Raw genomic sequence first — 12,429 nt, 5'->3', positions numbered from 1 at the left:
AATTTATAAAAACATTTTTTGATTACCCATTAAAAATTTCCAAAATTTTAATCAAATTGTTAAATTGGCAATCTAACACCGATACATGCTCTATCTAATTATATCATCCATTATTTATTTCATCGTTTCATACGGATTTGGAAAATTAATGGATCCTTTGATGAATAAAAACCAATTATTGAGTATTCGATTAATCAATGGACTATTCTCAATAGGTATTCTATCCTTGATTTTTGCAATATTCATACCATTAAATATTTATTACGAGGTTATTTTGTTGACCATTGGAATTACATTATTTATTCTTCAGAAAGGATGGAAAACATCATGGGAGAGGGGTAAATCATTCTTGATTATATTCGCTACTATTTGTTTAGTCGGAAGTATGAATGCATTTATGTTTGATACCTATTCGTATTATTTACCGACAATCAAATGGTTAGATCAATATGGGTTAGTAAAAGGAATAGCTAATTTTGATTTTAATTTAGGGCAACATTCTTTATGGCATATTATTCAAGCCTCTTTTAATGAGAGTATCGATGGATATTACAAAATCAATGTTTTTTTAATGATTATTTATATCCTATATGTTATTGAAATAAAACGTTTTCAGCTTTTACTAATTCTACCAATATTTTTTTTATTTACTACATCTCCTTCACCAGATTTAGCGGTGTTTGTGCTTTCAATCCTTATGATTTCTCAAGTGTTGATTTCTCATAAGGACATTCTCCATCAAAATTTAATCTATAGTGCAATTCTTATTTTAATAAAACCAATTGCCTTCGTATTACCGGTATACATCTTCATTATTTCAATAAAACAATGGAAAAATCATAAGAATGCGTATGGAATTGTTTTGGTTTTAGCGTTATTATTTTTGTTTAAAAACATTTATTTAACGGCTAATCTTATATTTCCTTTAAAAATAGGGAATATTAAATCGTTAACGCATTCGATCCCTGAATCCATTTATGATATATCAGCCATTGATGGAAGGTTGGTCACTCTTAAACATGTAAGGGATATCAATATGGAATGGTTTAAAACATTGTCTTTAAAGCAATATTACATGTATTTATTTGAAAATATGCATTATAGTATATTTTTATTTCTTGCATTTTCTTGTCTAATGATCATATATTTTATCCATCAATTTATGACACAGGGATCTATGAAATTATTATCTTTATTATGGGTTCTAAAAGTAATTTTATTTGCATTAATTACTGTACAATATCGGTTTTTGTTAGATGGAATAGTGATTTTGGGAGTTCTTTTTTTATGGAATTTTAAAATTCAATTGAAAGTGATTCAACCCTTTATTGTTATTTCAGCATTCATATTAATCCTTTATCCCAATTTAAATCATAATAAAGTTAGTTATGCACGTTTGATGCAACCCTATGCATTCGAACAACTTTTGAAACCACAGAAAATGGATGTCAAATACCAAAACGTAACATTATTTCATGCGCCTTATCGAGTGATACTGAATTATGATGTATCATGTGATGTTGATCCCTTAAATATTAATAAGATGCTGATTGATCGCTATGTGTATCAAGGGTATCATGCAGAAAATATTAATCATCATGAGATCAAATCAGGATTTAAAGCAGTAAAGAATTCCAATAGAGATATATTTGATTTAACGAAGTATTATTATATGATTTATTATTCGAGAAAAATTAAATAACAATCGCCCTTTATCCCTATCAAAATCAACATCCAGAACTGATCGATTCTTTATATCTAAAATCTGGTTTTAAAATGATTCCTAAATTGCCAAAACATAATGATGAAATAGAAATGCATTTAAATAATATTATGAAATATTGTAAAGAATATTTAGATTCAAAATTTTAGATTGAGTTTAATTCTAATATATTATAAGATTATTTCAAAACGATCTGAAATTAGCAGTTACAATACATCAATATATTGGGCAGATTGATTAAATTTGCCCAAATTTGTTTTTAAGAATAAATATACAATGGAAATCGCATCGAAATATACGCCGACAGAGGTTGAAGGAAAATGGTACCAGTACTGGATGGAGAAAAAATACTTTAAATCTACACCAGACGAAAGAAAAGCTTACACAATTGTAATTCCACCACCAAACGTCACAGGTGTCTTACACATGGGACACATGTTAAATAATACGATTCAAGACGTTTTGATTCGTCGTGCGCGTATGCGTGGATTCAACGCATGTTGGGTTCCTGGAACTGACCACGCTTCAATTGCAACTGAGGCAAAAGTCGTTGCGAAATTAAAAGAAGAAGGTGTTTCTAAATTTGATATTGGACGTGAAAAATTCTTAGAGCATGCTTGGGATTGGACACATAAACACGGTGGAATCATCTTAGATCAATTAAAAAAATTAGGAGCTTCTTGTGATTGGGATCGTACTAAATTCACGATGGATCCAGATTTATCTGAATCTGTTCAACGTGTATTTGTCGATTTATACAACAAAGGATTAATTTACCGCGGTTACCGTATGGTCAACTGGGATCCAGAAGCAAAAACAAATATCTCTGATGAAGAGGTGGTTTACAAAGAGAAAAACGGAAAATTATACCACTTAAAATACCAAGTCGTAGGTTCTGATAAATACATCGTTGTAGCGACAACTCGTCCAGAAACTATTTTTGGGGATACTGCAGTTTGTATCAATCCAAACGATGAACGTTACGAGTGGTTAAAAGGACAAAAAGTAATTGTTCCTTTAGTTGGTCGCGAGGTAAACATCATCGAAGATGAGTATGTGGATTTAGAATTCGGTACTGGATGTTTAAAAGTTACTCCAGCACATGATACGAATGACTACGAATTAGGAAAGAAACACAACTTAGAATTCATCGATATCTTTACGGATGATGCGAAATTAAACGATTACGGAATGCATTATGCTGGAATGGATCGTTTCAAAGCGCGTAAAGAAGTTGAGAAAGAATTAGAAGAAAAAGGTTTACTTGAAAAAGTAGAAGATTATAAAAATAATGTAGGAACTTCTGAAAGAACTGGAGCGGTTATCGAACCTAAAATCTCGAACCAATGGTTCTTAAAAATGACAGATTTAGCTAAACCTGCATTAGATAACGTAATGAACGATACGATTAAATTTCACCCAGCGAAATTTAAAAACACATACCGTAACTGGATGGAAAATGTAACAGATTGGAACATTTCTCGTCAATTATGGTGGGGACACCAAATTCCTGCATTCTTCTACGGTGATGGAAACGAAGATTTCGTTGTTGCATTAACAAAAGAAGAAGCGTTACCATTAGCACAAGAAAAATCAGGAAATGCAGCATTAACAATCGAAGATTTACGTCAAGATGAAGATGCTTTAGACACGTGGTTCTCTTCTTGGTTATGGCCAATTTCAGTTTTCGATGGAATCAATAATCCTGAAAACGAAGAAATCAATTATTACTATCCAACACAAGACTTAGTAACGGGTCCAGATATTATCTTCTTCTGGGTGGCACGTATGATTGTTGCTGGATACGAGTACCGCAACGAATTACCATTCGAAAATGTATATTTCACAGGTATCGTTCGTGACAAACAAGGACGTAAAATGTCGAAGTCTTTAGGTAACTCTCCAGATCCAATCGAATTAATGAACGAGTACGGAGCGGATGCTACACGTATGGGAATGTTATTAACAGCGCCTGCAGGTAACGACTTACCATTTGATGTGGAACTATGTTTACAAGGACGTAACTTCGCCAACAAAATTTGGAATGCTTTCCGTTTAATTAAAGGTTGGGAAGTAAACGACGAATTAGAGCAAACTTCTGCGCAAGCAAAAGCGGTAAACTGGTTCGAGAATAAATTCCAACAAGCGTTAGCTGATATTGAACACAATTACGACCAATACCGTTTATCAGATTCGTTAATGGCGATCTATAAATTAATTTGGGATGATTTCTGTTCTTGGTACTTAGAAGCGATAAAACCTACATTTGGTGAGCCAATCGATCGTAAAACATACGAGGCTACAATCGTTTACTTAGAAAATGTATTAAAAGTGTTACATCCATTTATGCCTTTCTTAACAGAGGAAATTTGGCACTTAATTGCTGAACGTACAGAAGATGAAGCTTTAATTATTTCGAAATATCCAGAAGTTACTTCATTCGACGAAACTGTAATTAAGGCATTCGAAAATACAAAAGAAGCAACGACTGCTATTCGTGGATTACGTTCAGAAAAAGGAATGTCTCCAAAAGAAGCGTTAGAAGTTTTTGCTGATGCACAAGCAGCGAATGAAATCTATGTAGATGTATTCTCGAAATTAGGAAACGTTTCGAACTTCAATACAGGAGATAAACCAGAAAAAGGTTTCGGTTTCCGTGTAGGTACATTAGAATTTATGATTCCAATGTCAGATAACATCGATATTGAAGCTGAACGCGAAAAATTACAAAAAGAATTAGAGTATAACCAAGGATTCTTAAACTCAGTTCGTAAAAAATTATCAAACGAAAGATTCGTTGCTGGTGCGCCAGAGCAGGTAATTAATGCAGAGCGTAAGAAAGAAGCAGATGCTTTAGCTAAAATTGCACAAATTGAAGAGCAATTAGCAGCATTATAAATCGTATTTAGAGATTAGATTTTAGTATATAGAATGAGCCACTCCAATTTGGAGTGGCTTTTTTGTGATGGTGATTTAATTATTAAGGAATATTATTTGATAAGATAAGTGTAAATGACTACTATGAAAATCAAACAAATTATACCCATCAATGGTCCAATGCCGATTCGAGATCCTTACATCATGGGCGTTCATCATTATGACATCTATCCAAAAGGAAATGGAAATATGGGACCATCAGAAGATATCTCCGATCGCAGAATAGGAAATGATTTCGATCCCACGAAAAAATGGAGAATGTATCACGGCGAAAAAGTGCCTGGATTTCCACATCATCCGCACCGTGGTTTCGAAATTTGTTCGATAGTTGATGAAGGTTTTGCGGTCCATTTTGATTCAAAAGGTCGTTATGGTGATGGTGATATTCAGTTGATGAGTGCTGGCGCAGGGGTTTTGCATTCCGAAATGTTTCCTTTAATCTATGATGACAAGGAAAATCCATTACGATTGTTCCAAATTTGGATCAATTTACCAAGTGGAAGTAAATTAACACCTCCCGATTATAAAATGATTTGGAAAGAAAATGTACCAATCAAATCATTTGAAGATGCTGATGGAAATTCTATTCGTATTAGAGTGGTGTTGGGAGAATATGAGGGAGTAAAAGCAGTTGATCCTTTACCAAACTCATGGGCAGCAGATCCCGCGCATCATATGGGGATTGCATTGGTTGATTTAGATCCCAATGCAGAGTTCACGCTACCAGTTGTGTCTGAATCCTTGTCGCGTTTTGTCTTATTTTATGATGGAGAAGGAGAGATTCAAGTGGATGATGCATCCGTTCAGGTAAATCATTTATTGGATTTATACGGCAATCAAGCAATTACCTTTAAAAATGGAACGGCTAAAAGTAAAATCTTAATTTTGGAGGGTGAACCAATCAATGAACCCGTTGCGGCTTATGGTCCTTTTGTGATGAATACAGAATTGGAATTACAAGAAGCCTTTGCGGAATATCGTCGTACTGAATTTGGTGGTTGGCCTTGGGGTGATACCGAAATGGATTTAGTGAACGAAAAAAATGCAGGTCGTTTTGCAAGTTATAGCTTTGGAGAAGTCATTGATCGTCCCGAAAACTAATTGACAACATGCATACTATTTCAGAATTTGAAATTGATTCGATTCATTTGAATCAAGTGAGAAGGATTAATTGCAGTATTCCTGTTGACTATCGCAATCAACCCTTACCGGTTGTGATGCTATTAGATGGAGGGAAATCAGAACAATTACATTTTATATTGGATCAAGTTTCGGAGTTGTTGTCGACGCATCAAATTGAACCGTTTATACTTGTCGGGATAGAAAATGTAGATCGTAATTTTGATTTTACAACGCCAACACAAGAATTATCAGATTTGAAATGGGTGTCGAATACAGGTAATGCTACTCAATTTAAAGGATTTATTGTCGATGAGTTAATTCCGTTTGTTCAAGATCAATATATGGTTGAGCATGATTTTGGAATTATAGGTGAATCTCTTGGAGGCTTATTGGTCATTAATCTATTACTGGAGCACCATACGATCCTAAAACGTTATATTTCAATCGATCCATCGTTGTGGTGGAATAAAAATGAATATTATAAAGCATTTGTTGAGGTAGTAAAGTCAAATAAATTGAATTATAGTCAGTTATGGTTTTCTTCTTCTAAAACCAAAACAATCAAAAACTTAATTCAAAAGATAGAAATTGAAGTGGAACAGGAAGAGATAGATACATCACGTATTCACTTTCATTATGATCTTCAAGCAACTCATTTTAGCGTATTTAAACGAACATTGAAGCAAGCCATCATTTGGATGTATCCAAAAAAATAAGAAAGGATTTCTGGTGAATTTCTTTTTGAATTAAAGAAACAATTATGCATTAATTATTGCAAATATAACCTAAACATTTTAACTAAGTTGTTCCATAATGTTCATTTATCTAATTCTTTCAATGGTGTGGAATAAATGGTTTTAAGCTATTTAAATCATCTCCTACAGGTATTTTTAATTCTAAGACCATAATGGTAAGAATAATGGCTAATACGCCATCACTAAAAGCTTCTAATCGGTTGGTTGTCATGTTTAAGAATATAGGTTTATGTTTTTAGGCTGCACTACAATTATATAAATTACACTTTAGCGGATTGTAATTGTATAAAAATCAATAGCATTACGAATCCATTTAAATAAAATTATGCATTTTATATCAATTCGACGGTTTAAAATTGTGATTATGAATGGTATAAGTCCTCTTGAGTCATTGAGTTTTCGTATAGAAAAAGAGTGACGATCGTGGGGCGGTAGTTTGAGTTGTTTATGGGTGATGGGAGGGAATAGATACGAAGTAAGTATACAGTTGGGATAGCGAAAGTACGGAGGAAGTACGGAGATGATCGCTTGTTAGGGCCTAGTTGAGGCGACATCAAGGTAGCATAGAGGTAGCATAGAGGCGGCATAGAAGCGGCATAGAAATGGGAGTCTAGAGGATCAAAGCCTTGAAAATAGAAGCAACATTTGCGAATTTTGTGTACCGATCAAGGCTTAACGCATGGGTAAAGAATACACCATTGTTGCTGAATGGTATCGTGTACAATTTCAAAGGGTTGTATAAATTTACGGTAATTTTAGCAATGTACAAAGAACGTAAAAATGGATACCGTTGCTTCTTGTTTGATTTTATTTTTACCGAATAATATCATTTATTTTCCAAAGTCAAATGCTTACTTTTGCAGTCATTATACGGTTACATGCACTATTTAGAACTTATTTTAATTGGAATTTTTACAGCCATTATTGGATCTGCAATTCCTGGTCTTTTGAATATGACAGTGGTGAAAATTGGAAAACAAGAAGGTTCTAAAAGTGCGTATACCTTTATGGCGGGAACGGCAGTAACTATTGCCTTACAAGTTTATATTGCCATTTTTTTGGCGAAATTCATCAATTTTAATGCAGAAGTAACGAAAATTTTTAGAGAAGTAGGTTTAGCTGTCTTCCTATTGATTACCATTTATTTTTTATTTTTCGCTAAAAAGCAAGATCAAAAGAAGAAACGAAAAAAAGAAAAACAAATCGGAGAGGTTCAGCAAAAAAATAAGTTTATGTATGGGGTGATTCTATCCGCGATTAATGTTTTTCCCGTACCCTTTTATGTTTTCTTAAGTGCCACCTTAAAATCTTACCATATTTCTGTTTTCAATCAGCCCAACAGTTCCATTTTTGCATTAGGTGTTGTCCTTGGTTCGATGATTATTTTTAGCTTATACTTAAAGTTTTTCAGTTCGAAAACGGAAGAGAATTCGTTTATTTTAAAGCATATTAATTACGTTATTGGTGGCGTAACCAGTGTGGTTTCTTTATTAACGATTTATCAGTTATTAAAATAATTACGGATTTATTTGTCCGTTAGAATATCCCCTAAAGACTTTTACATCATTAGCTGTTATCCATTCGATAAAGTCTGCATTATTTTGACTTACAATAAAGTCAATCTTGGATTTTATATGTCCAAAGGTTTCAAACTCATCATATAAAGCATAGATTTTAAGACGGCCATTCTCGGTCTTCACCTAAAATTCATAAAAATTATCGTTTTTGTTTCCTTGGGGAATAAAGTAATTTTGAGGTCATTTTTCACACGAACAATCTTCAATGGTCATATAAAATTTTCCATCGCATTGTAATTCATAAATACGAAAAACTCCTATATCTCTATATTTTTTATAATCATTAGAACAGGAGAATAACAAGCCGATTAAAATAAAAGTGTAGATAAGCTTCATTTAATTTAAGTTTCGTTTCGGATGCGCATATTTTGTAAGATATTCCATGACATCATCACATTGTTTACCGTCCATGACAAAGCCTAAAACATCTTCAATTAATTCATCTACAATTTGTGGATTAAACTCATATTTTTTGGCTAGGTTGGTACAAAAATCAATTTCATTTTGATGTATCTCTAAATCAGAAACCATTAAAACCACTAAATCGTAGAGTGTTGCCAATCGATCTGTAAATGTTTCTGGAATGGTGAAAGGGATGTCATCTGAATTAGACATAATGTAATCGATATCTTTAATGCCTACATTATGATGTCTGGCGATTTGAGTAATAATATCGATTTCGATTTCAGATAAATTATGATCGCTTTTTCCTAATAATACGAGATGCTTAATATGGTTTAATTTGTCGATGATTTTTAGCGTATTGTTTTTCATAGCAGTTAAAATATGTCTAAAAATAATTATATTTAACCTAAATCATTTAAAATGTCAGAAAAAGAATTTCCATATATTGATCACATCTATCATTTGCAACGTGAAAATCGTTTAGCTATCCAAAGAACAACGATCAAAGAACGCATTCAACTGTTAAAAAAATTAGAAAATGAAATTTTTCTTGCTCGAGATGAAATTGTAGATGCATTACATAAAGATTTTCGAAAAAGTAAGATAGAAGCTGAATCGACAGAGCTATTTCCTGTGCTTTCTGAAATTCGCTTATTCATCAAAAATCTAAAAGATTGGTCTGCAAGTAAATCGGTATCAAATAATTTAGTTTTTTTTGGATCAAAAGCAAAACTAGTTTACGAACCAAAAGGAAATTGTTTGATCATATCCCCATGGAACTATCCCTTTCAATTGGCGGTAGTTCATTTGGTCGCATGTATTGCTGCTGGAAATACGGCTATAGTAAAACCTTCAGAATTTGCCCCTGCAACAAATCAAGTATTAAATTCCATTTTTGGAAAGGTTTTCGAATCGAATCATGTCCAATTGATTTATGGAGAAGTAGAGGAAACAACGTATTTGTTATCGAAGAAATTTGATCACATCCATTTTACAGGTTCACCTAAAGTAGGTAAAATTGTAATGGCTGCAGGTGCAAAGCATTTGGCTTCGGTTACGTTAGAGTTGGGAGGGAAATCCCCACTTATCATTGATGGTACATTGGATATGAAAACCGTTGTTTCAAAAGCAATTTGGGGAAAACTAATTAATAACGGACAAACATGCATCGCTCCAGATTATCTATTGATTAAAGAAGAATTAAAAGAAGAGTTTATTTCTACTTTTATTCAGCATATGGAAAAAACATTTGGAAAGAATCCGATGGAAAGTCCGGATTTGGCGCGCATAATTAACCTAAGAAATTTTGATCGCATTCAATCATTGGTGGAGAATGCGATAGATGGTGGTGCCAATTGTCCTTATGGTAACGAATATGTTCGATCAGAATTATACATTAAACCTACGCTTCTTACCGATATTCCTGATGATGCTGAGATCTTGTTTGAAGAAATTTTTGGACCTGTTTTTCCAATGATTACTTATCAAAATATTCAAGAGATTACAAAATTTATTAATGATCGAGAAAAACCTCTAGCGCTTTACATCTATTCAAAAAATCAAGAATTGATTGATTTTATCGTCCATAACACTTCCTCTGGAGCCGTATTGGTAAATGAAACTTTGTTGCATATCATGCATCCCAATTTACCATTTGGTGGAGTAAATAACTCAGGGATAGGTTGTTCAACGGGACGTTTCGGGTTTGAAGATTTTTCTCATGCCAAGCCGGTATTACAAGTTAACCAATGGTTTTCACCAACAAAATTTATTAATTATCCCTATACAGGATTTACTCAAAAAATTGTAAATTTTATGATGAAGTATTTATAGAATCGTTCTAAACACTTTTGATTTGCTAAATACAAAGGCAAGAAGTATTTTTGTTGAACTAAAAAGAAACGAAATTGCTATCAAAAAAGACGAAATACGGTTTAAAAGCAATGGCTTATCTTGCTCGTCAGGAAAGTAATAAGCCTGTTTTAATTGGTCAAATTTCTGATGTTGAATCGATTCCTAAAAAATTCTTAGAAGCTATCTTATTGGATCTAAAAAAATTAGGGTTTGTCAATTCAAAACAAGGAAAAGGTGGAGGATATTATTTGGCACGACCTGCAGAAGAAATCTCCTTAGCATCTTTAATTCGTGTGTTAGAAGGACCAATTGCTTTATTACCATGTGTAAGTAAAAACTACTATGAAAAATGTGATGATTGTCCAAATGAAGGTGTTTGTCAATTAAACAAAGTCATGACAGAATTAAGAGATTCAACCCTAGAGATTCTAGAAAATAAATCTTTAGCGAGTTTACGATAAAAAAAAGCCTGTAAGAAATTACAGGCTTTTTGATTAATAGTAGGTATAGTGAAAAACCTGTGCAACTTTTAAACTGTATGCATCAGTTATTAACTCATCAATTTTCTTTAATTCCTCTGCAAGACGATTCTGATTTTTCGAATAGTTCGGCAAATTATTTAAATGAAGGTTTTGATTTTTAGTCTTAATTTTTTGCTGAATACTTTTGATAAAAAACTTTTTTTGTTTATCGACATCAATTGGACCTAATCGCGATTGATCAATCGTATTGATTTCATAGATCGAATATTCCGCATATGCAATAAGCATCGATTGCATTTGTTCGTAATATCCTATTTGTGTATCAATCAATTGATTCACATGATTGATGGATTGATACAAAGCAATGAATTGTTTTCGATACGTCGAATAAGGATTTTCAGTATTTAATTTTTGTAGATGTTGAGCATAGATCAAATAAAATTGTAATTTTCCTTGATCTCCTATAAAATCGCTCGAAAAACCTTTGGTTTTACGTCCAATTTCATATGCTGTATCGGGATGATTCGCTTTTGTTTTTGTAAAGACATCAGGATATTTTTCTTCCATTGTTCGTGTATCCATCTGAATCTGATATGAAGATAAATCTTGTGCAAAAGCATAAGTTGAGCTTATTGTCGTGATAAAAATGGATAATATAATAAAGTTGTATTTCATTGAAATATAATGTTATAATGTGTTTTTATTGAAGTGATTATTTAATTTCTTTCCATCTGTTTTGGGCTTTTGGACCACCCCAAATTTTAGTGGCTAAATAAGGGTTGTCAATAAATGGATTTCGATTGCCTTGCCCAAATGTATTGGCTAAATTACCTAAATATTCGTTACGTTGCATTTCAAACTTTGAAACGGGATCTTCTGCATTCCATTTTAAAAATAAGTCGGGCATATCTTTATGATATGTATTTTTACTTTTAGCCACACGATTAGGATGTGCTTGATTGCCATAACGCACGTACATATACATAATAATTCGTGCAATATCACCTTTCCATTCATTTCCAGGATACCACGCCTTTTGATCTCGTTTAGAAGCTTTTCCAGTGCCGTCAATAAATGGCAAATTACTACGTTTCGTGTTTCGTGTTACATCTGCTGGCCTTAACATATGGGCATCTGCACCTGGTCCAGTTTGTCCTAAATTCGGTTGCCCCAAAGATTTAGGATATACATGTTCACGGCTCCATAATCCTTTTTCACCACCCGATTTCTTTTTATCACGACTACGATGCACATCTTTTTCACGTGCTCCATCATCATAACCATAAATCATCAATACGTTTTTTGAATTTTTAGGATCAGCATCTGTGATGGCTAACGCTTTCCATAATTCTTTATAGGTCAGTTGATTTTTATGCGTAGATTTTATAAGTTGTGCTAATTCATTTTTCAACTCATTCCCTTTCTTATCGAAATGAATTGATTTATAATATTTAGGCATCTGTGCTTGTACCAAAGCCAATGCTGAAAAACTGATAATAAATAGTATCTTCTTCATTAATATCCCTTATTTTTGAGGGGCAAATATAATTGGATAATACGGAATATAGCAGATG

Annotated in this window: 12 protein-coding genes and 1 pseudogene; 8 read left to right on the top strand and 5 right to left on the bottom strand. The window is 32.9% G+C overall.

Annotated elements, in window-relative coordinates:
* The first annotated feature begins 85 nt into the window (after positions 1-85).
* The 4 genes from AC1QSP_RS03170 (at position 86) to AC1QSP_RS03155 (ending at position 6,498) form a co-directional block, all read left to right on the top strand.
* A complete protein-coding gene (locus AC1QSP_RS03170) occupies positions 86-1,702 on the top strand; it encodes an LIC_10190 family membrane protein (RefSeq protein ID WP_484079750.1) in 1,617 nt (538 codons plus the stop codon).
* A 297-nt stretch (positions 1,703-1,999) separates the two neighbouring features.
* Complete coding sequence (locus AC1QSP_RS03165; protein ID WP_484079749.1) at positions 2,000-4,621, top strand: valine--tRNA ligase; 2,622 nt, start codon at positions 2,000-2,002, stop codon at positions 4,619-4,621.
* A gap of 123 nt (positions 4,622-4,744) precedes the next feature.
* Positions 4,745-5,761 carry a pirin family protein gene (locus AC1QSP_RS03160; RefSeq protein WP_484079748.1) on the top strand — a complete coding sequence of 339 codons (1,017 nt, stop codon included), beginning with the start codon at positions 4,745-4,747 and terminating at the stop codon, positions 5,759-5,761.
* 8 nt (positions 5,762-5,769) lie between these two features.
* Positions 5,770-6,498: an alpha/beta hydrolase gene (locus AC1QSP_RS03155; RefSeq protein ID WP_484079747.1), complete on the top strand. Its 729-nt coding sequence runs from the start codon at positions 5,770-5,772 to the stop codon at positions 6,496-6,498.
* A 127-nt stretch (positions 6,499-6,625) separates the two neighbouring features.
* Here the strand turns inward: AC1QSP_RS03155 and AC1QSP_RS03150 are convergent.
* Positions 6,626-6,748, bottom strand: a pseudogene (locus AC1QSP_RS03150) (TMEM175 family protein); the annotation flags it as partial.
* Between the two features lie 415 nt (positions 6,749-7,163).
* Between AC1QSP_RS03150 and AC1QSP_RS03145 the strand changes: the two are divergent.
* Positions 7,164-7,361, top strand: a complete 198-nt coding sequence (locus tag AC1QSP_RS03145; protein ID WP_484079746.1) for a hypothetical protein — start codon at positions 7,164-7,166, stop codon at positions 7,359-7,361.
* A 33-nt stretch (positions 7,362-7,394) separates the two neighbouring features.
* Entirely contained in the window at positions 7,395-8,054 is a 660-nt protein-coding gene (locus AC1QSP_RS03140) for a LysE family transporter (protein ID WP_484079745.1), read from the top strand.
* Here AC1QSP_RS03140 and AC1QSP_RS03135 read toward each other — a convergent pair whose 3' ends face one another.
* Complete coding sequence (locus AC1QSP_RS03135) at positions 8,055-8,237, bottom strand: hypothetical protein (RefSeq protein ID WP_484079744.1); 183 nt, start codon at positions 8,235-8,237, stop codon at positions 8,055-8,057.
* 213 nt (positions 8,238-8,450) lie between these two features.
* On the bottom strand, positions 8,451-8,888 hold the full coding sequence (locus AC1QSP_RS03130; RefSeq protein ID WP_484079743.1) for a hypothetical protein: 438 nt from the start codon (positions 8,886-8,888) through the stop codon (positions 8,451-8,453).
* Positions 8,889-8,939: 51 nt separating this feature from the next.
* Here AC1QSP_RS03130 and AC1QSP_RS03125 point away from each other — a divergent pair, with 51 nt between their 5' ends.
* Both AC1QSP_RS03125 and AC1QSP_RS03120 read left to right on the top strand, forming a co-directional pair.
* Entirely contained in the window at positions 8,940-10,352 is a 1,413-nt protein-coding gene (locus tag AC1QSP_RS03125; protein ID WP_484079742.1) for an aldehyde dehydrogenase family protein, read from the top strand.
* 74 nt (positions 10,353-10,426) lie between these two features.
* Entirely contained in the window at positions 10,427-10,834 is a 408-nt protein-coding gene (locus AC1QSP_RS03120) for an RrF2 family transcriptional regulator (RefSeq protein ID WP_484079741.1), read from the top strand.
* A gap of 33 nt (positions 10,835-10,867) precedes the next feature.
* On the opposite strand, the gene AC1QSP_RS03115 is transcribed toward AC1QSP_RS03120, so the two are convergent.
* Entirely contained in the window at positions 10,868-11,530 is a 663-nt protein-coding gene (locus tag AC1QSP_RS03115) for a hypothetical protein (protein ID WP_484079740.1), read from the bottom strand.
* A gap of 37 nt (positions 11,531-11,567) precedes the next feature.
* Positions 11,568-12,371 carry an endonuclease I family protein gene (locus AC1QSP_RS03110; RefSeq protein WP_484079739.1) on the bottom strand — a complete coding sequence of 268 codons (804 nt, stop codon included), beginning with the start codon at positions 12,369-12,371 and terminating at the stop codon, positions 11,568-11,570.
* Between the last annotated feature and the right edge of the window lie 58 nt (positions 12,372-12,429).

The sequence above is a fragment of the Faecalibacter sp. genome (assembly GCF_057177045.1).
This window is presented reverse-complemented; position numbering and strand designations above follow the sequence as displayed.

What these genes read in the sequence shown, in the direction of transcription:
- AC1QSP_RS03170 (WP_484079750.1), top strand. Translation starts at nt 86, where the DNA reads ATGCTCTATCTAATTATATCATCCATTATTTATTTCATCGTTTCATAC.
- AC1QSP_RS03165 (WP_484079749.1), top strand. Translation starts at nt 2,000, where the DNA reads ATGGAAATCGCATCGAAATATACGCCGACAGAGGTTGAAGGAAAATGG.
- AC1QSP_RS03160 (WP_484079748.1), top strand. Translation starts at nt 4,745, where the DNA reads ATGAAAATCAAACAAATTATACCCATCAATGGTCCAATGCCGATTCGA.
- AC1QSP_RS03155 (WP_484079747.1), top strand. Translation starts at nt 5,770, where the DNA reads ATGCATACTATTTCAGAATTTGAAATTGATTCGATTCATTTGAATCAA.
- AC1QSP_RS03130 (WP_484079743.1), bottom strand. Translation starts at nt 8,888, where the DNA reads ATGAAAAACAATACGCTAAAAATCATCGACAAATTAAACCATATTAAG.
- AC1QSP_RS03125 (WP_484079742.1), top strand. Translation starts at nt 8,940, where the DNA reads ATGTCAGAAAAAGAATTTCCATATATTGATCACATCTATCATTTGCAA.
- AC1QSP_RS03115 (WP_484079740.1), bottom strand. Translation starts at nt 11,530, where the DNA reads ATGAAATACAACTTTATTATATTATCCATTTTTATCACGACAATAAGC.
- AC1QSP_RS03110 (WP_484079739.1), bottom strand. Translation starts at nt 12,371, where the DNA reads ATGAAGAAGATACTATTTATTATCAGTTTTTCAGCATTGGCTTTGGTA.